Origin of the sequence: Streptomyces sp. JL2001 (assembly GCF_050917515.1) — a bacterium.
Lineage (GTDB): Bacteria > Actinomycetota > Actinomycetes > Streptomycetales > Streptomycetaceae > Streptomyces.
The window spans coordinates 3299321-3321888 of record NZ_CP169421.1; the positions used below are offsets into that span (position 1 = coordinate 3299321).

Consider the following 22568-nt stretch of genomic DNA (forward strand, 5'->3'; position numbering starts at 1 on the left):
ATCCCTCTCAGGGTTGAGTCTCAATTTGGTCTGATGGGGGTCCCGGGGTCGGTGGGGGGCTCGTGGGTACGAGCCCCTCACCGGACTCCCGTCAGACCTCTTCGACGCTGCTCGGCTCGCGCCGGGACAGGTCGATACCGAGCTCCTCCGCCGCGCGGAAGACGTCCTCGTCGGTGTCGCGCATCTCGATGGACATGCCGTCCGAGGACAGCACCTCCACGTTGAGGCACAGGGACTGCATCTCCTTGATGAGCACCTTGAAGGACTCGGGGATGCCGGGCTCAGGGATGTTCTCGCCCTTGACGATGGCCTCGTAGACCTTCACGCGGCCGGTCACGTCGTCGGACTTGATCGTCAGCAGCTCCTGGAGGGCGTAAGCGGCGCCGTACGCCTCCAGCGCCCACACCTCCATCTCACCGAAGCGCTGGCCACCGAACTGGGCCTTACCACCCAGCGGCTGCTGGGTGATCATCGAGTACGGACCGGTCGACCGGGCGTGCAGCTTGTCGTCGACCAGGTGGTGCAGCTTGAGGATGTACATGTACCCGACCGAGATCGGGTCCGGGAACGGCTCGCCGGAGCGGCCGTCGAACAGACGCGCCTTGCCGGACGGCAGGACCAGACGGTCGCCGTCGCGGTTCGGGATGGTGTGCTCGAAGAGACCGGAGATCTCGTCCTCGCGGGCACCGTCGAACACCGGGGTGGCGACGTTCGTGCCGGGCTTGACCTCGTCGGCGCCGATCACCTGGAGGCGCTGCGCCCACTCGTCCGCGAGGCCGGAGACGTCCCAGCCGCGGCTGGCGAGCCAGCCGAGGTGGATCTCCAGGACCTGTCCCGGGTTCATTCGGGACGGGACACCCAGCGGGTTCAGGATGATGTCGACCGGGGTGCCGTCCTCCAGGAACGGCATGTCCTCGATCGGCAGGATCTTGGAGATGACGCCCTTGTTGCCGTGACGGCCGGCGAGCTTGTCACCATCGGTGATCTTGCGCTTCTGGGCGACGTAGACGCGGACCAGCTGGTTCACGCCCGGGGGAAGCTCGTCGCCCTCCTCGCGGTCGAAGACGCGGACGCCGATGACCTTGCCGGTCTCGCCGTGCGGCACCTTCAGCGAGGTGTCACGGACCTCACGGGCCTTCTCACCGAAGATCGCGCGGAGCAGGCGCTCCTCCGGGGTCAGCTCGGTCTCGCCCTTGGGCGTGACCTTGCCGACGAGGATGTCGCCGGCGACGACCTCGGCACCGATCCGGATGATGCCGCGCTCGTCGAGGTCCGCGAGGACCTCCTCGGAGACGTTCGGGATGTCCCGGGTGATCTCCTCGGGGCCCAGCTTGGTGTCACGGGCGTCGACCTCGTGCTCCTCGATGTGGATCGAGGAGAGGACGTCGTCCTGCACGAGGCGCTGCGACAGGATGATCGCGTCCTCGTAGTTGTGGCCCTCCCACGGCATGAACGCCACGAGCAGGTTCTTGCCGAGCGCCATCTCACCGTTCTCGGTGGCCGGGCCGTCGGCGAGGACCTGGCCCTCGATGACCCGGTCGCCCTCGGAGACGACGACCTTCTGGTTGACCGAGGTGCCCTGGTTCGAGCGGGAGAACTTGGCGATGCGGTACGTGGTGTACGTGCCGTCGTCGTTCGTGACGGTGATGTAGTCGGCCGAGACCTCCTGGATCACACCGTCCTTCTCCGCCTTGATGACGTCGCCGGCGTCGGTGGCACAGCGGTACTCCATGCCGGTGCCGACGAGCGGGGCCTCGGACTTAATCAGCGGCACCGCCTGACGCATCATGTTCGCGCCCATGAGGGCACGGTTGGCGTCGTCGTGCTCGAGGAAGGGGATCATCGCCGTCGCGACCGACACCATCTGGCGCGGCGAGACGTCCATGTAGTCGACCTCGGTCGGCGGGACGTAGTCGACCTCGCCACCACGGCGGCGGACCAGGACGCGAGCCTCGGTGAACTGCAGCTCGTCGTTCAGGGTCGCGTTCGCCTGGGCGATGACGAAGCGGTCCTCCTCGTCGGCGGTGATGTAGTCGACCTCGTCGGTGACCTGACCGTCGACGACCTTGCGGTACGGCGTCTCGATGAAGCCGAACGCGTTGACGCGGCCGTACGAGGCGAGCGAACCGATCAGACCGATGTTCGGGCCTTCGGGGGTCTCGATCGGGCACATGCGTCCGTAGTGGGACGGGTGCACGTCTCGGACCTCGAAGCCGGCCCGCTCACGGGACAGACCACCCGGGCCGAGCGCCGAGAGACGGCGCTTGTGGGTGAGACCCGACAGCGGGTTGTTCTGGTCCATGAACTGCGACAGCTGGCTGGTGCCGAAGAACTCCTTGATGGAGGCGACGACCGGCCGGATGTTGATCAGGGTCTGCGGCGTGATCGCCTCGACGTCCTGGGTGGTCATGCGCTCGCGCACGACGCGCTCCATACGAGCCAGACCCGTGCGGACCTGGTTCTGGATGAGCTCGCCGACGTTGCGCAGACGACGGTTGCCGAAGTGGTCGATGTCGTCGGTCTCGACGACGATCTCCCGGCCCGACTCGCCGATCGTCTCGGTCTCGCCCGCGTGGAGCTTCACCAGGTACTTGATCGTCGCGATGACGTCGTCCGTGGTGAGCACGCCGGCGTCCAGCGGCTCGTCCGCGCCGAGCTTCTTGTTCACCTTGTAGCGGCCGACCTTCGCGAGGTCGTAGCGCTTCGGGTTGAAGTAGAGGTTCTCGAGCAGCGTCTGAGCGGCCTCGCGCGTCGGCGGCTCGCCCGGGCGGAGCTTGCGGTAGATGTCGAGCAGCGCGTCGTCCTGGCCCTGGGTGTGGTCCTTCTCCAGGGTGGCGCGCATGGACTCGTACTCGCCGAACTCCTGCAGGATCTGCTCGGTGGTCCAGCCGAGAGCCTTGAGCAGGACGGTGACGGACTGCTTGCGCTTGCGGTCGATGCGGACACCGACCATGTCGCGCTTGTCGATCTCCATCTCCAGCCAGGCACCCCGGGACGGGATGATCTTGGCGGAGAAGATGTCCTTGTCGGACGTCTTGTCGATGGAGGAGTCGAAGTAGACACCCGGCGAGCGGACGAGCTGCGACACGACGACACGCTCGGTGCCGTTGATGACGAAGGTGCCCTTGTTGGTCATGAGCGGGAAGTCGCCCATGAAGACCGTCTGGGACTTGATCTCGCCGGTCTCGTTGTTGGTGAACTCGGCGGTGACGAAGAGCGGGGCGCCGTACGTGAAGTCACGGTCCTTGCACTCGTCGATCGAGTTCTTCGGCGGCTCGAAACGGTGGTCGCGGAAGGTCAGCGACATCGACCCGGAGAAGTCCTCGATCGGGGAGATCTCCTCGAAGATCTCCTCCAGACCGGACTTCCTGGGGACGTCCTGTCCCGACTCAAGGGCTGCCTCGACGCGAGCCTTCCAGGCCGCGTTGCCGAGAAGCCAGTCAAAGCTCTCGGTCTGCAGCGCGAGGAGGTTCGGAACCTCGAGGGGCTCCTTGATCTTTGCAAAGGAGATGCGCAGCGGGGCGGTGCTGGCGCCGTTGTTCGTATTGGTCGAGGCGTTGCGCGAGGCGGCCAAGAGGGGGTCCTTCCGAGGGCTCGGACTCACTACGCGCGTACCGGTCCCTTGCGAAACACTGGGACGAACACTCCCGAAACGGGCTGAAAAGCCAGGTCAGGCGGGTCTGTCGACGGTGCTCTCGCGAGAGTATGCCCCAGGTGACGGGCAGGGGGCAGCTAACAGGCAGCGCAAAGGGACAGTGTAGCCACTTGGCCCACTGATGTCCAGGGCGAGTAATTCGCGACCCTCGTTGTTCTCAACTCCGCGGTACCTCGCGCCGTGTGGCGCACCTCGATACTGCCCGTTCCGCCGTCGATCCATGCCTCGGATACGGATCGTTGTGACGACGCGTCCTGAGAATTGCGCGCTGCGTGCGGTTCGTCAAGGCCCCCCGGTCGGCGGGGCGCACGGCGAAGATCACCATACTCCGCCCTCCGGGGGTCCCACGACCCCCGCCACGCCCTGTTCCGGGTACGCCGAAGGGCGACCACCCGGATGGGTGATCGCCCTTCGCAAGGCGCCTGGAGGGCGCCTGAGCGAGTCAGGAGACTCGCGAGGTGTTACTTGACCTCGACGGAGGCGCCGGCGGCCTTGAGGGACTCGGCAGCCTTCTCCGCGGCCTCCTTGGCGACCTTCTCGAGGACCGGCTTCGGGGTGCCGTCGACGAGGTCCTTGGCCTCCTTCAGGCCGAGGGAGGTCAGCTCACGCACGACCTTGATGACCTGGATCTTCTTCTCGCCGGCACCCGTGAGGATGACGTCGAACTCGTCCTGCTCCTCGGCCTGCTCGGCCGGGGCGCCCGGGCCGGCCGGACCGGCGACGGCGACGGCCGCGGCGGCGGTGACGTCGAACTTCTCCTCGAAGGCCTTCACGAACTCGGAGAGCTCGATGAGGGTCATCTCCTCGAACTGGGCGAGGAGGTCGTCCTGAGAGAGCTTCGCCATGATGGGCGATCCTTCCACTAATTCGGCTGGTGCCGATGTACATGTAGGCGGGCGTACTGTCGGCCCGCTGCGACCGTCCCCCCTGGTGGGGTGGCGGTCATTGCGCGAGCCGAGTTACTCGGCACCGCCCTGCTCGGCGAGCTTGACGCGAAGCGCCTCCGCGGTGCGGACGAACTTCGACGGCAGCGCCTGGAGGAGCGAGGCAGTCTGGGACTGCTTGCCCTTGAACGCGCCGGCCAGCTTGCTGAGCAGAACCTCGCGGGACTCGAGGTCCGCAAGCTTCTTGATCTCGTCGGCGGACAGCGCCTTGCCGTCAAGGACACCGCCCTTGATGACGAGGTTCGGGTTGTCCTTGGCGAAGTCACGCAGACCCTTGGCCGACTCCACCGGGTCACCGGTGATGAAGGCAGCGCCCGTCGGACCGGTGAACTGGTCGTCGAGCGAGGTGATCCCGGCCTCGTTGGCCGCAATCTTGGTCAGCGTGTTCTTCACCACGGCGTACTGGGCGTTCTCACCGAGCGAACGACGCAGCGTCTTCAGCTGCGCCACGGTGAGACCCCGGTACTCGGTCAGCACGACGGCGTTCGAGCTCTGGAACTTGTCCTTGAGCTCGGCTACCGCGGCAGCCTTGTCGGGCCTTGCCATGAGCGTCGGCCTCCTTCCGGGTGATGAGGACCGCTCAGAAGGGGCTGATACAAAACAAAACGCCCCGGCGCAGGCGCACGGGGCACAGCTCGACCGGATTCGAGAATCCGGGAACTCTTCCACGATCACCTACGCGGGCCGTCCGCATCTCAGCGAACCTTCGGCCACTGCGCCCTCTTGCGAGTGCACAGCAACGACCAGCGGTCTTTGGCTTCCTCGGAAGAGTACGTGAAGGTGTCGGCAACGAGCAAATCCGCCCGTACGGCTCAGCTCCGGCCGGTGCCGGAGGGGTCGCCGCCGAGGCCCTTCGGCACGGCGAGGAGGTCCACGGCGTCCTCGGCCGGCGGGGCCTGGACGGCGGCCCCGGTGCCGTGGTCCGAGGAGTGCGCGGTGATGCCGAGCGGCCTTGTTCACGCCCGCGACGACGGTCTCGCGGTCTTCCGCGGAGCTGAGGCCGTTCATGGGCCTCGTCGGCGTCGAGCAGGTCCTCGAAGGCCCGTGACGGCGCCGCACGCACGGAACCGGCCCCCCGCTCCTCCGAAGAGGGGCGGGGGGCCGGTTCTGGTCGCACTGCACGAGCCGCAAGGCTCAGCCCGGTCAGACAGCTGCCGGGTCCTCCTCGACGAGGAGGTTGCGGGTGCGGTTGGAGTCCAGCGGGATGCCGGGGCCCATCGTCGTCGTCAGGGTCGCCTTCTTGATGTAGCGGCCCTTGGCGGCGGACGGCTTCAGACGGAGGATCTCCTCCAGAGCCGCGGCGTAGTTCTCGACCAGCTTCGTCTCGTCGAAGGAGACCTTGCCGATGATGAAGTGCAGGTTCGAGTGCTTGTCGACGCGGAACTCGATCTTGCCGCCCTTGATGTCGTTGACAGCCTTCACGACGTCGGGGGTGACGGTTCCGGTCTTCGGGTTCGGCATGAGACCACGCGGGCCGAGGACGCGGCCGAGGCGGCCGACCTTGCCCATGAGGTCCGGGGTGGCCACCACGGCGTCGAACTCGTTCAGGCGGTTGCCCTTGGAGATCTCGTCGATGAGCTCGTCGGAGCCGACGATGTCGGCGCCCGCGGCGATCGCGGCCTCGGCACGGTCACCGGTCGCGAAGACCAGGACCCGGGCGGTCTTACCGGTGCCGTGCGGGAGGTTCACGGTGCCACGGACCATCTGGTCGGCCTTGCGCGGGTCGACGCCCAGGCGGAAGGCGACCTCGACGGTGCCGTCGAACTTGGTGGCGGCGGTGTCCTTGGCGAGACGGACGGCCTCGAGGGGGGCGTAGTTCCGCTCCCGGTCGATCTTGGCGTCCGCGCTGCGGAGAGCCTTGCTGCGCTTCACTTCTGCTCCTGTTGGTTCAGGTATGGAGTCGTGGTGCGGGCCGCGCCGGCCCTACCACTGAGGTCACGAAGGGGCTGATCAGCCTTCGACCGTGATGCCCATGGAACGGGCGGTGCCGGCGATGATCTTCGACGCGGCGTCGAGGTCGTTGGCGTTCAGGTCGGGGAGCTTGACCGTGGCGATCTCGCGGACCTGGGCGGCCGTGAGCTTGGCGACCTTGGTCTTGTGCGGCTCGCCGGAGCCCTTGTCCACACCCGCGGCCTTGAGGATCAGCTTGGCGGCCGGCGGAGTCTTGGTGATGAAGGTGAAGGAGCGGTCCTCGTAGACCGTGATCTCCACCGGCACGACCATGCCACGCTGCGACTCGGTCGCGGCGTTGTAGGCCTTGCAGAACTCCATGATGTTGACGCCGTGCTGGCCCAGCGCGGGACCGACCGGCGGGGCCGGGTTGGCCGCACCAGCGTTGATCTGGAGCTTGATAAGCCCCGTGACCTTCTTCTTCTTGGGAGGCATTGCTCTCTCCGGGTCCTAGTGAGAGTGTTCAGCCCGCCATCCGGTCATCCGGATGCAGGCATACCGCACAACGATAACGGGTATACACGCGCGGCTAAAAACCGAGCAGGTCAGAGCGGCTACGAGAGCCACTCTGACCTGGTCGGAAACCTGTGGGACTAGTTCTTCTGGATCTGGTCGAAGCTGAGCTCGACCGGGGTCTCGCGACCGAAGATCTCGACGAGGCCCTTGACCTTCTTCGAGTCGGCGTTGATCTCGTTGATCGTGGCCTGAAGGGTGGCGAAGGGGCCGTCGGTGACGGTGACCGAGTCGCCGACCTCGAAGTCCAGGACCTCGACGGTGACCTTGCGGGCCGGCGCCGGCTTGCCCTCGGCCTCGGCGGCCTCGCGGGCGGCCTTCTCCTCGGCCTCCGGGGCGAGCATCTTGACGATCTCGTCCAGGGTCAGCGGGTACGGGTCGTAGGCGTTGCCCACGAAGCCGGTGACGCCGGGGGTGTTGCGGACGACGCCCCAGGACTCGTTCGTCAGATCCATGCGGACGAGAACGTAACCGGGCAGCTTGTTCTGCCGGACGTTCTTGCGCTCGCCGTTCTTGATCTGGACGATCTCTTCCTCGGGCACCTCGGCCTGGTAGATGAACTCCTCGACGTTCAGCGAGACGGCACGCTGTTCGAGGTTGGCCTTCACGCGCTTCTCGTAGCCCGCGTAGGTGTGGATCACGTACCACTCGCCGGGCAGCACACGCAGCTCGTCGCGGAGGGCCTGGATCGGGTCGACCGGAGCGGCGGGCTCGGCGGCCTCGTCCTCTTCCTCGTCGCCCTCGGCGGACTCGGTCTCGGACTCGTCGTCCTCGACGCCGTCCTCGTCCTCGGCCTCGGCGTCCTCGTCGGACTCCTCGGCGTCGGCGTCCTCAGCCTCTTCGGTGTCCTCGACGTGCAGGGCAGCGGCTTCGGCCGCCTCGCCCGCAGCGGCGTCAGCAGCCTCGGCCTGGTCCTCGTCGGCCGCCTCGACGATGTCGAGCTCGTCCTCAACGGACTCGACAGAATCGACGGCGTCGTTCAGGTTCGGGTCAGACACGGTGGCTGCTTCTTCCTGGATACAGATGGGTGGAACAAGAAATCAGCCGAAGACGTACTTGACTGCTTCCTGGAAGCCATAGTCAATCACGGTCACAAGGCCGATCATGATGACAACGAAGACAATCACTACCGTGGTGTACGTCGTCAGCTGGCTGCGAGTGGGCCAGACGACCTTGCGGAGTTCCGCGATGATCTGGCGGTAGAAGAGCGCGAGGCGGCCCAGAGGGCCCTTCTTCCCGCGCTTGCCGCCCTTGCGCGGCCTCTTCTTCGAGTCCGGCGCCTCGTCCTCGGCATCAGGCATGTCGATGGAGCCCACGGCGTCCGTCACGCTTCTCACCTGATCCCGGGTCATGGCAGTGCCGTGCCCGAATGAGCCGCACGGCGGTGCATTGAAGTACGTACATGCGCACACATCCTGGCGGTGTGTGTAGCAGGGCCGGAGGGACTTGAACCCCCAACCGCCGGTTTTGGAGACCGGTGCTCTACCAATTGAGCTACGACCCTTTGTGGCTCCCCCAACCTACCGCATCGTGAGATGTGGTCGGTGCGGGCCAACGAGCAGTGAGTGTACGTGGTGATGGGGCCCCACGTCGAACAGAAAGCGCCCCGACCTGCCACCGGACGCGCGTACGACCGGGAATGACCGTTCCTGTCCGCTCCTCGAAACCTGTGTACCGGGTCCCGAGGCCGTCTGGGACCATGGCCGCATGAGCGCTGCTACCCCTCCGACCGAGCGCCGGGTCTCCGCCCGCATCGGTGCGATCTCCGAGTCCGCCACCCTCGCCGTCGACGCCAAGGCCAAGGCCCTCAAGGCCGCCGGGCGTCCGGTGATCGGCTTCGGCGCGGGTGAGCCCGACTTCCCGACGCCGGACTACATCGTCGAAGCCGCCGTGGAGGCGTGCAAGAACCCGAAGTACCACCGCTACACGCCGGCCGGCGGTCTGCCGGAGCTGAAGGCCGCGATCGCCGCCAAGACGCTGCGCGACTCCGGCTACGAGGTCGACCCCTCCCAGATCCTGGTGACCAACGGCGGCAAGCAGGCGATCTACGAGGCGTTCGCCGCGATCCTCGACCCGGGCGACGAGGTCATCGTCCCGGCCCCGTACTGGACCACCTACCCCGAGTCGATCCGGCTCGCGGGCGGTGTCCCGGTCGAGGTCGTCGCCGACGAGACCACCGGCTACCGCGTCTCGGTGGAGCAGCTGGAGGCCGCGCGCACGGAGAAGACCAAGGTCGTCCTCTTCGTCTCCCCGTCCAACCCGACCGGCGCCGTCTACAGCGAGGCCGAGACCGAGGCGATCGGCCGCTGGGCCGTCGAGCACGGCCTGTGGGTGCTGACGGACGAGATCTACGAGCACCTGGTCTACGGCGGGGCGAGCGCCGTCTCCCTGCCGGCCGTCATGCCCGCGCTGCGCGACAAGTGCATCGTCGTCAACGGCGTCGCCAAGACGTACGCGATGACCGGCTGGCGCGTGGGGTGGATCATCGGCCCGAAGGACGTCGTGAAGGCCGCGACCAACCTGCAGTCGCACGCCACCTCCAACGTCAGCAACGTGGCGCAGGTGGCCGCGCTCGCCGCCGTCTCGGGTGACCTGGAGGCCGTCGCGGAGATGGGCCGCGCCTTCGACCGGCGCCGCCAGACGATCGTGCGGATGCTCAACGAGATCGAGGGCGTCCTGTGCCCGACCCCGGAGGGCGCGTTCTACGTGTACCCCTCGGTGAAGTCCCTGCTCGGCAGGGAGATCCGCGGCAAGCGCCCGCAGACCTCGGTCGAGCTGGCCGCCCTGATCCTGGACGAGGCCGAGGTCGCGGTCGTCCCGGGCGAGGCCTTCGGGACGCCCGGCTACCTGCGCCTCTCCTACGCGCTGGGTGACGAGGACCTGGTCGAGGGCGTGTCCCGGATGCAGAAGCTCCTCGCCGAGGCCCGCGACTGACGCGCCTCCCGCCCCGTGCGAACGGGCCCCCGGTTCCTGGGAACCGGGGGCCCGTTTTCACGTTCGAGCAAGGTCCCGATCGGGGAAAGGGGCTGTATTCGTCCATTCGAGTGCGGCAAGATCCTTCAATGGAGCACGTTTCCGAGCACCCTTCCCGTGACATCAACCTGCTGCCCAAGGCCCATCTGCACCTGCACTTCACCGGCTCGATGCGCCCCACGACGCTCATCGAGCTCGCCGACAAGTACGGCGTGCACCTGCCCGAGGCGCTGAGCAGCGGCACCCCGCCCAGGCTGCGGGCGACCGACGAGCGCGGCTGGTTCCGCTTCCAGCGGCTCTACGATCTCGCCCGGTCCTGCCTGCGGGAGCCCGAGGACATCCGGCGGCTGGTCCGCGAGGCGGCCCAGGAGGACGTGCGGGACGGCTCGGGGTGGCTGGAGATCCAGGTCGATCCGACTTCGTACGCACCCCTGCTCGGCGGGCTGATCCCAGCCATGGAGATCATCCTGGACGCCGTCGACGAGGCGGCGCGCGAGACCGGTCTCGGCATGCGGGTCCTGGTCGCGGCGAACCGGATGAAGCACCCCCTGGAGGCCAGGACCCTGGCGCGGCTCGCGGTGCGGTACGCGGACCGGGGCGTGGTCGGCTTCGGGCTGTCCAACGACGAGCGCCGGGGCATGGCCCGCGATTTCGACCGTGCCTTCGCGATCGCCCGGGAGGGCGGGCTGCTGGCCGCGCCGCACGGCGGCGAGCTGACCGGTCCGGCGTCGGTCCGGGACTGCCTGGACGACCTGCGGGCGTCGCGGGTGGGGCACGGGGTGCGGGCGGCGGAGGACCCCCGGGTGCTGCGCAAGCTGGCCGAGCGGGGCGTGACCTGCGAGGTCTGCCCGGCCTCCAACGTCGCCCTCGGCGTGTACGAGAAGCCCGAGGACGTCCCCCTGCGGACGCTCTTCGAGGCCGGGGTGCCGATGGCCCTGGGTGCGGACGACCCGCTGCTCTTCGGCTCGCGGCTCGCGGCCCAGTACGAGATCGCGCGCCGGCACCATGCCTTCACGGACGTCGAACTGGCCGAGCTGGCCCGCCAGTCGGTGCGCGGTTCGGCGGCTCCGGAGGACGTCCGGAGCAAGCTGCTGTCCGGTATCGACGACTGGCTGGCGACCCCGGCGGTGTGACCCCGGGGCGCGGCCGGCCCTACGCGGCGGCGATCCCGGCCGTGAGCGTGCGGGCGAGGCTCGCGGCGAACGCGTCCAGCGGGGTCGGTGGCCTGCGGTCCTCGGTCATCTCGTAGGCGAAGGCCCGCTGCACGCAGGCCCCGAGCAGCAGGGACGCGGCGGCGTGGGGGTCGGCGTCCGGGGCGACCCGTCCGAGCCGCTGCTCGGCGCGGAGGTAGTCCGCGAGTCCCTCGATCGGCTTGTGGGGGCCGACGCCCAGTTCGCGCATGGCCTCTTCGTGGCGGCGCCTGAGCTGGGGTTCGGCGTAGAGCGAGGCGGCCATCGGGAAGGTCTGCTCGTAGAAGAGCGCGGCCTGGCGGGCCACCTCGGTGAGGTTCTCCTCGACGGAGCGTCCGCCGGGGTCGGCGGCGAGGGTGCCGAGGAGGCTGCCGAGTCCGGGCAGCCGCTCGTTCAGCACGGTCACGAACAGCTCCTCCTTGCTCGTGAAGTACTTGTAGAGCGCGGCCTCCGAGCAGCCGGCGGCCTTGGCGATCTCCTTGGTGGTGGTGCGGGCCAGGCCGGCCGTCCGCATGAGCCGGCGTGCCGCGTCGATGATCCGTACACGGGTCGGCTGCTGGTCCATGCGTCCTCCGGAACACTTGACGAGGGGGTGAGCGCACACTCACTCTAGGGGTGAGTGAATACTTACCCACCCCAGGAGGGTGCGACATGAGGCTCACCGTCTTCGGCGCGACCGGCGGCATCGGCCGGGAGATCGTCCGGCAGGCACTGACCGCCGGGCACGAGGTGACCGCGGTCGTCCGGGACCCGGCGCGGTTCACGGTCGACGGCCCCGGCCTGGAGGTGTTCCGGTCCGATCTGGCGGACCCCGAGTCGCTGCGCGCCGCCGTCGCCGGCCGGGACGCGGTGCTCTCCGGGCTCGGCGCCCGCCGCCGCGCGGACGCCGGGGTCGCCGCCCGGCTGACCCGCTCGGTGCTGGCGGCGATGCACGCGGAGGGGGTCCGGCGCCTCCTGGTGGTCAGCGCCGCGCCGCTCGGCCCGGTCCCCGCGGACCAGGGCGTCCTCGACCGGGCCGTGCTCGCGCTCGTCAACGCGGCCCTCAAGGACGTGTACGCCGATCTGCGCGCGATGGAGGACGAGCTGGCGGCCAGCGCCACGGACTGGACCTCCGTGCGCCCGCCCAGGCTGACGGACAAGCCGGTCTCCGGCAGGTACCGCTCGGTCGTCGGCGGCACCCCCGGCCGGGGCCGCACCCTCGCGCGGGCGGACGTGGCCCACGCGATGCTGGCGATGATCGGCGACCCGGCGACGGTGCGGCAGGGCGTGGGGGTCGCTCACTGAGCCCGGGGCGGGCGCGGGCCCACGAGCGGCGTCATCGGGCGCAGTCGGTGCCGGGTCCCGCCGCCGGCCGGTACGTGGTCGTCCTGGGCTCCTGCCCCGGCGGGCTCGGCCACTCCAGGACCGCGGTCGACGGCGAGGTCAGGGTCATGTGGGCGGCCAGGGGCAGGTCGTCCACCCAGTCGATCGCCGTGTGCGCCGCCTCGTCGCCCTCGGCCCGCCAGAGCCGGCCGCCGAAGACCGCGTAGCGCAGCGCGCACTCCTTGGGCATGTCGTAGACGTACCGCCGCCCCGGGCTCGGGCGGTCCGGGCCGCGCGTCGCGGCGGGCGCGTCCCCGTGGCGCCGCCGGGGCTCCCGCGCCAGGCACGCCGGCGGCCTCCCGGTCAGCGTGCGGAAGGTGAGGGGCGGCCGGGCGGCCTCGTCCGTCTCGAAGACGGCCGTGTCCCGCTCGGCCCGGTCGAAGCGGCCGTCGGTCCAGCTCATGTAGCCGCGCACCCGGTCCGTCGCCCCGTGCCCGGCGAACGGTCCGCCGCCGTCGGCGCGCTCCCACACCCGGCCGCCGAAGACGGCGTACCGCAGGGCGCACACGGCGGACAGGTCGTAGCGGTAGCGCACGTTCTCCCGCGGCCGGGTGGGCCCGCCGTCCAGCGGGTCGCCGGGCCGGGACGGCGGTTGGGGCGGGTACTTCCCGACGAAGAGGTACGCCGGCGGGGGCGTCGCGGTGGTGCGACCGGCCGGCGGCGTGTCCGCCTCCGGGCCGCCGCTCCAGCGCGCCCCGAGGGTGACGCCTCCGGCGACCAGCAGGGTCGCCGTCCCCACCGCCAGCGAGCGCCGCAGCCGGCGGATCCGGCGCCCGCGGGCCACGACGGCGGCGACCGGCGCCGGACCCGCGTCGAGCGGCCCGGCGCCCGCCAGGTCGCGCAGTCCGCGCCTGAGCGGTTCCTCCTCTGTCCCGGCCATCACGCGCCCCTTCCCGTTCCGGCGTAACCGGCCAGCGCGCCCGTGGCGCGCAGCCGCTCCAGGGCCCGGTTCGTACGGCTCTTGACCGTGCCGGGCGAGCAGCCGAGCAGCTCGGCCGTCTGCTCCACGGACAGGTCCTCGTAGAAACGCAACACCACCACCGCGCGCTGGGCACGGGGCAGGACGGTCAGCGCGCGGGCCAGCTCGAGGCGCGCGTCGGCGCCCCCGGCCATGTCGTGACCGTCGGGGGCGGTGTCGCTCGCGGGGCGGACGACCTCGGTGTGCCAGCGGCGGCGGCGCCAGGTCGCGTAGAGGTTGACGACGACCCTGCGGGTGTACGCCTGGGGCGAGTCCCAGGCGGCCGAGCCGCCCCAGCGCAGGTAGACCTTGACCAGCGCGGCCTGGACGAGGTCCTCGGCGGCGTGCGGGTCGCCGGTCAGCAGCCGCGCGGTGCGCAGCAGCGAGGCGTACGCCGACTCCGCGAACTGCGCGAAGTCGGGCGGGCCGGTCCCCTCCACCGATCCCCCTCGCCGGGCGTGCGGTCCCCGCGTCCCGGGAGCCTGTCACCCACTCGACGACCTGGGGAGCGCGCAGGGTTCCACCGGATTCCCGGCCCGGGTCCGGTGGTCCGGCCGTCGCGGGCCGGGGGGCGGTCTCAGAGGCTGACGCCGACCGTCACCGGTTCGTTCACCAGCGTGACCCCGAAGGCGTCCCGCACCCCGGCCACGACCTCGCGGGCGAGCGCGAGGAGGTCCTCGGTGGTGGCCTCGCCGCGGTTGGTGAGGGCGAGGGTGTGCTTGCCGGAGATGCGGGCCGGGCCGGAGCCGTACCCCTTGGTGAAGCCGGCCTTGTCGATCAGCCAGGCCGCCGAGGTCTTGATCCGGCCGTCGTCGCCGGCGGGGAAGGCGGGCGGCGCCACGTCGGGGCCGAGCCGCTCGGCCACGCGGGCGAGGAAGGTCTCGAACGCGGCGGCGGTCAGGATCGGGTTGGTGAAGAAGGAGCCCGCGGACCACGTGTCGTGGTCCTCCGGGTCCAGCACCATGCCCTTGCCGGCCCGGAGCCTCAGGACGGTCTCGCGGGCGTGCGCGAGCGGCACGCGGTCGCCGACCCGGACGCCGAGGGCGCGGGCCGTCTCCGGGTACCGGACCGGGGCCGACTGCCCGCCGGCGTCCTCCAGGCGGAAGCGGACGCGCAGCACGACGTAGCGGTCCGGGTCGTCCTTGAAGCGGCTGTGCCGGTAGGAGAAGGAGCACGCGGCGTTGTCGAGGGTGACCGTCTCGTCGGCGCGGCGGTCGTACGCCACGACCTCGGTGAGGGTGGCGGAGACGTCCTGGCCGTAGGCGCCGACGTTCTGGATCGGGGTCGCGCCGGCCGAGCCGGGGATGCCGGCCAGGCACTCGATCCCGGCGAGCCCGGCCTCGACGGCGCGCGCCACGGCGTCCGTCCAGACCTCCCCCGCGGCCAGCTCCAGCTCGGTCCCGTCGAGGACGAAGCCACGGGTGGCGATGCGCAGGGCGGTGCCGTCGAAACCCTTGTCCCCGATGACCAGGTTGGATCCGCCGCCGATGATCAGCAGCGGGGTGCCGGCGGCGTCCGCCGCGCGGACGGTGGCGACCACCTCGTCGTCGGTGGTGGCCGTGACGAGGCGGTTCGCGGGGCCGCCGAGCCGGAAGGTGGTCAGGGGGGCGAGGGGGGCGTCGTGGAGTTCCTGCACGGGCTCAAGAGTACGGGGACGGCCCCGCCGGCTGGGGCGGGGCCGTTCCCGGCGTGGCCGGAGGGGCCGCTCACGCGGCCCGGGTGCGCCGCTCACGCGGGGATCAGCCGGTGCTCCTCGCTCTCCGCGGCCTCGGCGGAGCCGCCGTCCGGCCGCTCCCCCGCCTTGCGCCCGGGGATGAAGAGGGACGCCACCGCGCCGAGCGCGACCATCCCGGCGCCGACCCACAGCGCGGGCTCCAGGCCGTCCACGAACTGCCGGGCGGAGCCGTAGCCGCCCTGGGCGGCGAAGATCGAGGCCATCACCGCGACGCCGAGGGCGCCGCCGACCTCACGCAGGGCGTTGTTGGCACCGGAGGCGATGCCCTGCTCGGAGGGCCGGACGCTGGACATGACCAGGTTGGCGGCGGGGGCGAAGTAGAGGGCCATGCCGATGCCGCTGACGATCAGGGCCGGGAGCTGGGCCGCGTACGAGACGTCGGGGGTCACGACGAGCGCGAACCAGGCGAGGCCGAGGGCCTGGAGGGCGAGTCCGGCGGCGACGACGGGACGGCCGCCGATCCGGTCGGACAGGTAGCCCGCGATCGGGGCGACGATCATCGGCATGCCGGTCCAGGGCAGCATCCGCAGCCCCGCCTCGGTCGGCGAGTAGCCGAGGACGCCCTGCATGTACTGGCTGAGCAGGAAGATCGAGCCGAACATGCCGAGGAACATCAGCAGGCTCGCCGCGTTGATCCCGCTGAAGGCCCGGCTGCGGAAGAGCCGCATCGGGAGCATCGGGGCCTTGGCGCGGATGCCGTGGTGGACGAAGCCGGCCAGCAGCGCACCGCCCGCGATCAGGCCGGTGAGGACGGTGGCGCCGGTCCAGCCGTCGATCGGGCCGCGGATGAGTCCGTAGACGATGCCGAACAGGCCGCCGCTGGCGAGCAGGGTGCCGACGGCGTCGAGCCGGGCGCCGGTGCCGAACGACTCGGCGAGGCGGAGCCGGGCGAGCGGGAGCAGGGCGAGGCCGAGCGGCACGTTGAGCCAGAAGATCCACTGCCAGGAGACGTGCTCGGTGAGACTGCCGCCGATGAGGGGCCCGGAGGCCACGGCGAGGCCGTTCACGGCGCCCCAGATGCCGTACGCCATCCCGCGCCGCGCGGCCGGCACCGCGGCGGTGAGCAGGGTGAGGGTGAGCGGCATCATGATCGCGGCGCCGACGCCCTGGACGGCACGGGCGGCGATGAGGGCGTCGATGCCGGGGGCGAGCGCGGCGGCGGCGGACGCGCCGGTGAAGACGGCGAGTCCGGCGAGGAAGAGCCGTCGCCTGCCGAACCGGTCGCCGAGGGCCGCGCCGAACATCAGCAGGACGGCGAAGGTGAGGGTGTAGGCGCTCACCGTCCACTCCAGGTCGTGCAGGGCGCCGCCGAGGTCCTCGCGGATGGAGGGCAGCGCGGTGGTGACGACGAGGTTGTCGAGGGCCGCCATGAATCCGGCGACGCTGGTGATCACGAGGGCCCAGGCGGCGGAGCCGCGGCGGGCTGCGGGCTGGTTCATTGCTGCTCACCCTTCGGGTTAGTTATTGATGACTAACTTCTACGAGCAGAGGTCGGCCAGGACGCGTGGCGACCGACCCCCCGGGCCGGGGCCCGGGCGTGCGCTACTTCTCCAGTCGGCCGAGCCGCCGGGCCGAGGGATAGAAGCCCTCCCAGACCCGGTGCTCCGGCGGAAATCCCATGGCGACGAGGGTGTTGACGAGCATGCCGTACGCCAGGAAGGTCGTGGTCTCGTTGACGTCCGCGCCGAGCGGCAGGTGGACGGTCTCCCAGAGCTCCATCCAGCCGGCCCGGACGGCCTCGCCGAACTCGTGGTCGCCGGCCTCCTCCGCGGCGGCCACCGCGACGTACACCTGCATCTGCATCAGGAGCCGGTCGGGCTGCTCGGCGATGAGCCGGGTGTAGGCATTGGCCATGGCATGCAGGGCCTCCTCCCCCGTCAGCCCCTCGGCGGCCTCCCGGAACACCCGCCGGGTGTCCTCCAGGCAGCGCTCGGACGCCGCCAGGAAGATCGCCTTCTTGCCGGGGAAGAGACGGAAGAGATACGGCTGCGAGACGCCGACACGACGGGCGATCGCCTCCGTGGAGGTGCCGTAGTAGCCACCGCGGGCGAACTCCCGCATCGCCGCGCGGATCACGCTCTCGCGCCGTTCCTCTGCGCTCATCCTGACCATGCATCTGAAGTTAGTACTCAATCACTAACTTCGTCAACCCGGGAAAAGGGGCGGCCTCGTCGGGACGGCCGCCCCCACCCGCGATACGGGGTCAGACCAGCTGCACCACGGCGCGGGACATGCCCAGGACCTTCTGGCCCGCCGCGACCGCGGTCAGGTCCACGCGGACCCGGCCGTCGTCCAGCTTCGCGCCGACCTTGGCGCTCACCTCGATCAGGGCGCCCTCGTCGTCGTTCGGCACGACCACCGGCTTCGTGAAGCGGACGCCGTACTCGACGACGGCCGCCGGGTCGCCGGCCCAGTCGGTGACGACGCGGATCGCCTCGGCCATGGTGAACATGCCGTGGGCGATGACGTCCGGCAGGCCGACCCCGACGGCGAACTTCTCGTTCCAGTGGATCGGGTTGAAGTCCCCGGAGGCGCCGGCGTACCGCACCAGCGTGGCGCGCGTCACCGGGAAGGACTGCGCCGGCAGCTCCGTGCCGACCTCGACCTCGTCGTAAGCGATCTTCGCAGCCACGGTCAGACCTCCTCGGGGGCGCGCGAGACGAGCTTGGTCCACGCGGTCACGACGTGCTCGCCGGACGCGTCGTGCACCTCGCCGCGGATGTCCAGGATGTCGTTGCCCGCCAGCGACTTGATCGCCTCGATGGTCGAGGTGACCGAGAGCCGGTCGCCCGCCCGCACGGGGCGGGTGTACGCGAACTTCTGGTCGCCGTGCACCACCCGGCTGTAGTCCAGGCCCAGCTGCGGGTCCTCGATGACCTGGCCCGCGGCGGCGAATGTGATCGCGAACACGAAAGTCGGCGGAGCGATCACATCGGGGTGACCGAGCGCCTTCGCGGCTTCCTGATCGGTGTACGCGGGATTCTCGTCCCCGACCGCCGTGGCGAACTCGCGGATCTTCTCGCGGCCGACCTCGTACGGCGCGGTGGGCGGATAGGTCCGGCCCACGAAGGACTGGTCGAGCGCCATGGGCTCGCTACCTCCTGGATTTGTTGCCGACAAACGACGCGAGGCCGCCCCCTGGTGGGGACGGCCTCGTGTACGAGCCTGATTAGCGCGTCTCGCGGTGCGCAGTGTGAGAGTTGCAGCGAGGGCAGTGCTTCTTCATCTCAAGACGGTCCGGGTTGTTACGCCGGTTCTTCTTGGTGATGTAGTTCCGCTCCTTGCACTCCACGCAGGCCAGCGTGATCTTCGGGCGGACGTCGGTGGCAGCCACGTGAGTGCTCCTTGGACGGACGGATGGACGGATGAACGCATAAAAGAGTAGCCGATCGAAGGACCGACCCCACAATCGGCTACCGTGTGTAGCGGTGACCGGACTTGAACCGGTGACACAGCGATTATGAGCCGCTTGCTCTACCGACTGAGCTACACCGCTTTGATGTTCCGGATCCCGCCCGAAGGCGGGTCCTTCACACCAGAGCCCCAATACGGAATCGAACCGTAGACCTTCTCCTTACCATGGAGACGCTCTGCCGACTGAGCTATTGGGGCGAGCGATGAAGACATTACACGGTCCTCCGCCGATCGCCCAAATCCGTTTCCCACCCCCTGCGCACGGTCTCGCTCCGGCCGTCCCGTACGCCACTCGTGGCCTCATCAGTACGACTATTGCGCTCCTCCGCGAAGGCCGGCCGGACCGCCCCTAGGCTCGGCACACGCTGCGTGATCTTGAGCCTGAGGAGCCTTGAGGAGCCCGATGTCAGCCGACAGCAAGCAGCCCCAGCCGCCCGACGACCGGGCCGCCGCCACCGCGGACTCCACCGCCACGCTCCTGCTCTCCAACGCCCGCCTGACGGACGGCCGGACCGTCGACGTGCGGCTCGGCGCCGGCCGGATCGAGGCCGTCGGCACGGCCGGCAGCCTCACCGCCACCGGCCCCCGCGTCGACCTCGCCGGATACCTGCTGCTCCCGGCGCCCGCCGAGCCGCACGCCCACGGCGACACCGCGCTCGGCGCCGACTCCCCCGGCCCCGTCTCCTGTGCCGGCGACGAGGTGCAGCGGCGGGCCACCGAGGCCGCCCTGCTCCAGCTGGGCCACGGCGCGACCGCGCTGCGCACGCACGTCCGGGTCGGGGACCTGCAGGGCCTCGGCCCGCTCGAAGCCGTCCTGCAGGCCCGGCGTTCGCTGCGCGGCCTGGCCGACCTGACGGCGGTCGCGATGCCCCGGCTGCTGACCGGGGTGGCGGGCGCGGACGGCCTCGCCATGCTGCGGGACGCGGTGAAGATGGGCGCCGGTGTGGTCGGCGGCTGTCCGGATCTCGACCCCGACCCGGCCGGCTACGTCGAAGCGGTCCTCGGCCTGGCCGCGGAGCACGGCTGCCCGGTGGACCTGCACACCGACGCCGACGATCCGGCGCGCCTCGCCCGGCTGGCGGCGATGGCCGGCGGGCTGCGGCCGGGGGTGACGATCGGGCCCTGCGCGGGTCTCGCCCGGCTGCCCGCGGACCAGGCCCGGCGGACCGCGGACCGGCTGGCCGCGGCCGGCGTGACCGTGGTGTGCCTGCCGCAGGGCGGCTGCGGGGCGACCGGGACCCGCGGCACGGCACCGGTCCGGCTGCTGCGGGCGGCGGGCGTCCGGCTCGCCGCGGGCAGCGGCGCGCTGCGCGACACCGCCAATCCGGTGGGCCGCGGCGACCCGTTGGAGGCCGCGTACCTGCTGGCCTCCCTGGGCGGTCTGCCGGCCACGGAGGCGTACGGGGCGGTGAGCGCGGAGGCCCGGGCGGCGATGGGGCTTCCGGAGGTGCGGGTCGAGGCGGGGTTCCCCGCGGAACTGCTCGCGGTGCGCGGCGAGCGGCTGACGGGCGTGCTGTCCCTCGCGTACAGCCGGATCGTGGTGCACCGCGGCCGGGTGGTCGCCCGGACGAGCGCGGTGCGGGAGTACTGCGACTCGGCGGCGGCGCTCGACCTGCCGCGTCAGTCCCGCCCCGAGCGGCCCGAGCCGGGAAGCCCTCCCGCCGGACCCGACGTACGGTCGTGAGTATGCGCATCGTCATCGCTGGAGGACACGGCCGGATCGCCCTGCGTCTGGAGCGGCTGCTCGCCGCGCGCGGACACCAACCGGTGGGCATCATCCGCAAGCCGGAGCAGGCCGAGGACCTGCGCGGCGCCGGCGCCGAACCCGCCGTGCTGGACCTGGAGTCGGCGTCCCCGGAGCAGGTCGCGGACGTCCTGCGCGGCGCCGACGCGGCGGTCTTCGCCGCGGGCGCCGGGCCGGGCAGCGGCGTGGACCGCAAGGAGACCGTGGACCGCGCGGCGGCGGTCCTGTTCGCGGAGGCGGCGGAACGGGAGGGCGTACGCCGCTTCCTCGTCGTCTCGTCCATGGGCGCGGACGCGGAGCACCCGGGTGACGAGGTGTTCGACGCCTACCTGCGGGCCAAGGGGGCGGCGGACGACGCCGTACGCGCCCGGGCCGGCCTGGACTGGACGATCCTGCGCCCCGGGATGCTCACCGACGACGCCGGGACCGGGCTGATCCGGCTGGAGGCGTCCACCGGGCGCGGCCCGATCCCCCGCGACGACGTGGCGGCGACCCTGGCCGAGCTGATCGAGACCCCGGCCACGGCGGGCCTCACGCTCGAACTGGTCGCTGGCTCGACGCCGGTGTCGGTCGCGGTGAAGGCCGTCGCGGGCAACTGAGGTCCGTCCGGTGGCCGGACGGCCTGGCGGAGAGTGGCGGCGGGGTCGTCCACGGGGTGCCTCGCGCACCCTATGAATCTCGTCACTCCCCCCGAACCCCGGTCCGCACACGCAGAACGGCCCCTGATCGCGTTTCCGCAGATCAGGGGCCGTTCTTCCATGTGGCGGCGCCAGGATTCGAACCTGGGTAGGCAGAGCCGACGGATTTACAGTCCGTTCCCATTGGCCACTCGGGCACACCGCCATGGGATGCGCTGCTCGGAGCCGCTTTTCGGCGGTGCTCCGTGGCAACGACGTAAACGATACCTGATCCGAGGGGGTGCTTCGCCACCGGATTGATCAGCGGTTCGGGAGGTCCCGGTTGACTAGGCTTGCGTCGTACGCCACAGCAACCGCAGGCATTCGACGCAAGGAGCCACACGTCATGGCCGACTCCAGTTTCGACATCGTCTCCAAGGTCGAGCGGCAGGAGGTCGACAACGCCCTCAACCAGGCCGCGAAGGAGATCTCGCAGCGCTACGACTTCAAGGGCACAGACGCCTCGATCTCCTGGTCCGGCGAGAAGATCCTGATGCAGGCCAACGGCGAGGAGCGCGTGAAGGCGATCCTCGACATCTTCGAGACCAAGCTGATCAAGCGCGGGATCTCCCTGAAGTCGCTGGACGCGGGCGAGCCGCAGCTGTCCGGCAAGGAGTACAAGATCTTCGCCACGATCGAGGAGGGCATCTCCCAGGAGAACGCCAAGAAGGTCGCGAAGGCCATCCGTGACGAGGGCCCCAAGGGCGTCAAGGCGCAGGTCCAGGGCGACGAGCTGCGCGTCAGCTCCAAGAGCCGGGACGACCTGCAGGCCGTGCAGGCGCTGCTCAAGGGCAAGGACTTCGACTTCGCCATCCAGTTCGTGAACTACCGGTAGTCCACCGGCCCACCGGCCCGGAGCGTCGCGTCCGAAAACCGCCGGCCCCCGGGGCGGGGGCCTCGCACACTGGACGGAGATCGAGGGTGCGAGGAGAGGAACCAGCCATGACCGTGCAGAGCGTGTACGCGTACGTCGACGGACCGCTGGGCGAGATGCTGCTGGTCGGACGGGTCACCGAGGCCGGTGCCACGGAGCTCGCCTCGCTCTCGCTGCCCGGGCAGAAGGGCGCCGCGACCGTGCGGGACGACTGGCGGCTCGCGCCCGAGGCCTTCGGGGACGTCGCCCGGCAGCTGGACGAGTACTTCGCCGGCCGCCGGGACGTCTTCGACATCCCGTACGCGGCGAGCGGCACGGACTTCCAGCGCAGGGTCTGGCAGGCCCTGGAGGAGATCCCCTACGGCGCGACCGTCTCGTACGGGGACGTCGCCCGCCGGGTGGGGTCCTCCGGGGCCGGCGTGCGGGCCGTGGGGACCGCCATCGGCCGCAATCCGCTGCTCGTGGTGCGGCCCTGTCACCGGGTGATCGGGGCGGACGGCGGTCTGCGCGGCTACGCGGCCGGTCTGGAGCGCAAGGAGCGGCTCCTCGGCCTCGAAGGCGCCCTGGTGGTGTGAGGCC

The 22568-nt window shown here is 70.6% G+C and carries 23 protein-coding genes and 4 tRNA genes; 7 read left to right on the forward strand and 20 right to left on the reverse strand.

All coding sequences use genetic code 11. The annotated features are described in order from the left end of the window. Positions 1 to 91: 91 nt before the first annotated feature. From rpoB to ACE1OA_RS14555, 8 genes are all read right to left on the reverse strand, one after another. Positions 92 to 3574, reverse strand: coding sequence for a DNA-directed RNA polymerase subunit beta (rpoB, locus tag ACE1OA_RS14520; protein WP_356599693.1), 3483 nt, complete (start codon positions 3572 to 3574; stop codon positions 92 to 94). 542 nt (positions 3575 to 4116) lie between these two features. Then, positions 4117 to 4500 (reverse strand): 50S ribosomal protein L7/L12, encoded by a 384-nt coding sequence (gene rplL, locus ACE1OA_RS14525; protein ID WP_384869586.1) that lies wholly within the window; start codon positions 4498 to 4500, stop codon positions 4117 to 4119. A 114-nt stretch (positions 4501 to 4614) separates the two neighbouring features. Continuing rightward, positions 4615 to 5145 carry a 50S ribosomal protein L10 gene (gene rplJ / locus ACE1OA_RS14530; protein WP_147980740.1) on the reverse strand — a complete coding sequence of 177 codons (531 nt, stop codon included), beginning with the start codon at positions 5143 to 5145 and terminating at the stop codon, positions 4615 to 4617. A 597-nt stretch (positions 5146 to 5742) separates the two neighbouring features. Next, positions 5743 to 6471 (reverse strand): 50S ribosomal protein L1, encoded by a 729-nt coding sequence (gene rplA, locus ACE1OA_RS14535; protein WP_147980739.1) that lies wholly within the window; start codon positions 6469 to 6471, stop codon positions 5743 to 5745. 78 nt (positions 6472 to 6549) lie between these two features. Next, complete coding sequence (gene rplK / locus ACE1OA_RS14540) at positions 6550 to 6984, reverse strand: 50S ribosomal protein L11 (protein WP_030318720.1); 435 nt, start codon at positions 6982 to 6984, stop codon at positions 6550 to 6552. A 158-nt stretch (positions 6985 to 7142) separates the two neighbouring features. Then, positions 7143 to 8060, reverse strand: a complete 918-nt coding sequence (gene nusG, locus ACE1OA_RS14545) for a transcription termination/antitermination protein NusG (protein WP_384869588.1) — start codon at positions 8058 to 8060, stop codon at positions 7143 to 7145. Positions 8061 to 8102: 42 nt separating this feature from the next. Then, the gene (gene secE / locus ACE1OA_RS14550; protein WP_187282868.1) at positions 8103 to 8390 is read right to left on the reverse strand and encodes a preprotein translocase subunit SecE; all 288 of its coding nucleotides are present in this window, start codon (positions 8388 to 8390) and stop codon (positions 8103 to 8105) included. A 103-nt stretch (positions 8391 to 8493) separates the two neighbouring features. Beyond that, positions 8494 to 8566 (reverse strand) — tRNA-Trp (locus ACE1OA_RS14555). 203 nt (positions 8567 to 8769) lie between these two features. On the opposite strand from ACE1OA_RS14555, the gene ACE1OA_RS14560 reads away from it, so the two are divergent. Continuing rightward, complete coding sequence (locus ACE1OA_RS14560; RefSeq protein ID WP_356599700.1) at positions 8770 to 9996, forward strand: pyridoxal phosphate-dependent aminotransferase; 1227 nt, start codon at positions 8770 to 8772, stop codon at positions 9994 to 9996. A 128-nt stretch (positions 9997 to 10124) separates the two neighbouring features. Next, complete coding sequence (locus ACE1OA_RS14565; protein WP_356599702.1) at positions 10125 to 11168, forward strand: adenosine deaminase; 1044 nt, start codon at positions 10125 to 10127, stop codon at positions 11166 to 11168. A 19-nt stretch (positions 11169 to 11187) separates the two neighbouring features. Here ACE1OA_RS14565 and ACE1OA_RS14570 read toward each other — a convergent pair whose 3' ends face one another. Beyond that, positions 11188 to 11790, reverse strand: coding sequence for a TetR/AcrR family transcriptional regulator (locus tag ACE1OA_RS14570; protein ID WP_356599704.1), 603 nt, complete (start codon positions 11788 to 11790; stop codon positions 11188 to 11190). Between the two features lie 86 nt (positions 11791 to 11876). Here ACE1OA_RS14570 and ACE1OA_RS14575 point away from each other — a divergent pair, with 86 nt between their 5' ends. Next, positions 11877 to 12509 carry an NAD(P)-dependent oxidoreductase gene (locus ACE1OA_RS14575; protein WP_356599706.1) on the forward strand — a complete coding sequence of 211 codons (633 nt, stop codon included), beginning with the start codon at positions 11877 to 11879 and terminating at the stop codon, positions 12507 to 12509. A 31-nt stretch (positions 12510 to 12540) separates the two neighbouring features. Here ACE1OA_RS14575 and ACE1OA_RS14580 read toward each other — a convergent pair whose 3' ends face one another. The 10 genes from ACE1OA_RS14580 to ACE1OA_RS14625 form a co-directional block, all read right to left on the reverse strand. Continuing rightward, positions 12541 to 13467, reverse strand: a complete 927-nt coding sequence (locus ACE1OA_RS14580; protein ID WP_432752871.1) for a hypothetical protein — start codon at positions 13465 to 13467, stop codon at positions 12541 to 12543. Then, positions 13467 to 13985: a SigE family RNA polymerase sigma factor gene (locus ACE1OA_RS14585; protein WP_147980731.1), complete on the reverse strand. Its 519-nt coding sequence runs from the start codon at positions 13983 to 13985 to the stop codon at positions 13467 to 13469. Before ACE1OA_RS14585 ends, ACE1OA_RS14580 begins: the two co-directional genes overlap by 1 nt. Positions 13986 to 14122: 137 nt before the next feature. Further along, positions 14123 to 15181 (reverse strand): UDP-N-acetylmuramate dehydrogenase, encoded by a 1059-nt coding sequence (locus ACE1OA_RS14590; RefSeq protein ID WP_356599710.1) that lies wholly within the window; start codon positions 15179 to 15181, stop codon positions 14123 to 14125. 92 nt (positions 15182 to 15273) lie between these two features. After that, positions 15274 to 16719 (reverse strand): MFS transporter, encoded by a 1446-nt coding sequence (locus ACE1OA_RS14595; protein ID WP_356599712.1) that lies wholly within the window; start codon positions 16717 to 16719, stop codon positions 15274 to 15276. Positions 16720 to 16822: 103 nt separating this feature from the next. Further along, positions 16823 to 17392 carry a TetR/AcrR family transcriptional regulator gene (locus tag ACE1OA_RS14600; protein ID WP_356776108.1) on the reverse strand — a complete coding sequence of 190 codons (570 nt, stop codon included), beginning with the start codon at positions 17390 to 17392 and terminating at the stop codon, positions 16823 to 16825. Positions 17393 to 17483: 91 nt separating this feature from the next. After that, positions 17484 to 17912 carry a MaoC family dehydratase gene (locus ACE1OA_RS14605; RefSeq protein WP_356776110.1) on the reverse strand — a complete coding sequence of 143 codons (429 nt, stop codon included), beginning with the start codon at positions 17910 to 17912 and terminating at the stop codon, positions 17484 to 17486. 2 nt (positions 17913 to 17914) lie between these two features. Next, positions 17915 to 18367, reverse strand: coding sequence for a MaoC family dehydratase N-terminal domain-containing protein (locus ACE1OA_RS14610; protein WP_147980726.1), 453 nt, complete (start codon positions 18365 to 18367; stop codon positions 17915 to 17917). 82 nt (positions 18368 to 18449) lie between these two features. Further along, entirely contained in the window at positions 18450 to 18614 is a 165-nt protein-coding gene (gene rpmG / locus ACE1OA_RS14615) for a 50S ribosomal protein L33 (protein WP_003956487.1), read from the reverse strand. Positions 18615 to 18703: 89 nt separating this feature from the next. Continuing rightward, positions 18704 to 18776: transfer RNA gene (locus ACE1OA_RS14620), tRNA-Met, on the reverse strand. Positions 18777 to 18819: 43 nt separating this feature from the next. Next, positions 18820 to 18892, reverse strand: a tRNA-Thr gene (locus ACE1OA_RS14625). A 205-nt stretch (positions 18893 to 19097) separates the two neighbouring features. Here ACE1OA_RS14625 and ACE1OA_RS14630 point away from each other — a divergent pair. Both ACE1OA_RS14630 and ACE1OA_RS14635 read left to right on the forward strand, forming a co-directional pair. Continuing rightward, a complete protein-coding gene (locus tag ACE1OA_RS14630; RefSeq protein ID WP_432752872.1) occupies positions 19098 to 20378 on the forward strand; it encodes an amidohydrolase family protein in 1281 nt (426 codons plus the stop codon). 2 nt (positions 20379 to 20380) lie between these two features. Then, positions 20381 to 21037, forward strand: a complete 657-nt coding sequence (locus ACE1OA_RS14635; protein ID WP_356776116.1) for an NAD(P)H-binding protein — start codon at positions 20381 to 20383, stop codon at positions 21035 to 21037. Positions 21038 to 21199: 162 nt separating this feature from the next. On the opposite strand, the gene ACE1OA_RS14640 is transcribed toward ACE1OA_RS14635, so the two are convergent. Then, positions 21200 to 21281: transfer RNA gene (locus tag ACE1OA_RS14640), tRNA-Tyr, on the reverse strand. 180 nt (positions 21282 to 21461) lie between these two features. Here ACE1OA_RS14640 and ACE1OA_RS14645 point away from each other — a divergent pair. Further along, entirely contained in the window at positions 21462 to 21950 is a 489-nt protein-coding gene (locus ACE1OA_RS14645) for a YajQ family cyclic di-GMP-binding protein (protein WP_147980723.1), read from the forward strand. 107 nt (positions 21951 to 22057) lie between these two features. Then, positions 22058 to 22564, forward strand: coding sequence for a methylated-DNA--[protein]-cysteine S-methyltransferase (locus ACE1OA_RS14650; protein WP_356599722.1), 507 nt, complete (start codon positions 22058 to 22060; stop codon positions 22562 to 22564). Positions 22565 to 22568: the final 4 nt, after the last annotated feature.

Bases quoted from the DNA above. Each gene is read 5' to 3' on its own strand.
- rplL (WP_384869586.1), bottom strand. From the start codon at position 4,500: ATGGCGAAGCTCTCTCAGGACGACCTCCTCGCCCAGTTCGAGGAGATG.
- rplJ (WP_147980740.1), bottom strand. From the start codon at position 5,145: ATGGCAAGGCCCGACAAGGCTGCCGCGGTAGCCGAGCTCAAGGACAAG.
- rplK (WP_030318720.1), bottom strand. From the start codon at position 6,984: ATGCCTCCCAAGAAGAAGAAGGTCACGGGGCTTATCAAGCTCCAGATC.
- ACE1OA_RS14560 (WP_356599700.1), top strand. From the start codon at position 8,770: ATGAGCGCTGCTACCCCTCCGACCGAGCGCCGGGTCTCCGCCCGCATC.
- ACE1OA_RS14565 (WP_356599702.1), top strand. From the start codon at position 10,125: ATGGAGCACGTTTCCGAGCACCCTTCCCGTGACATCAACCTGCTGCCC.
- ACE1OA_RS14570 (WP_356599704.1), bottom strand. From the start codon at position 11,790: ATGGACCAGCAGCCGACCCGTGTACGGATCATCGACGCGGCACGCCGG.
- ACE1OA_RS14575 (WP_356599706.1), top strand. From the start codon at position 11,877: ATGAGGCTCACCGTCTTCGGCGCGACCGGCGGCATCGGCCGGGAGATC.
- ACE1OA_RS14580 (WP_432752871.1), bottom strand. From the start codon at position 13,467: ATGGCCGGGACAGAGGAGGAACCGCTCAGGCGCGGACTGCGCGACCTG.
- ACE1OA_RS14595 (WP_356599712.1), bottom strand. From the start codon at position 16,719: ATGAACCAGCCCGCAGCCCGCCGCGGCTCCGCCGCCTGGGCCCTCGTG.
- ACE1OA_RS14600 (WP_356776108.1), bottom strand. From the start codon at position 17,392: ATGGTCAGGATGAGCGCAGAGGAACGGCGCGAGAGCGTGATCCGCGCG.
- ACE1OA_RS14610 (WP_147980726.1), bottom strand. From the start codon at position 18,367: ATGGCGCTCGACCAGTCCTTCGTGGGCCGGACCTATCCGCCCACCGCG.
- ACE1OA_RS14630 (WP_432752872.1), top strand. From the start codon at position 19,098: ATGTCAGCCGACAGCAAGCAGCCCCAGCCGCCCGACGACCGGGCCGCC.
- ACE1OA_RS14635 (WP_356776116.1), top strand. From the start codon at position 20,381: ATGCGCATCGTCATCGCTGGAGGACACGGCCGGATCGCCCTGCGTCTG.
- ACE1OA_RS14645 (WP_147980723.1), top strand. From the start codon at position 21,462: ATGGCCGACTCCAGTTTCGACATCGTCTCCAAGGTCGAGCGGCAGGAG.
- ACE1OA_RS14650 (WP_356599722.1), top strand. From the start codon at position 22,058: ATGACCGTGCAGAGCGTGTACGCGTACGTCGACGGACCGCTGGGCGAG.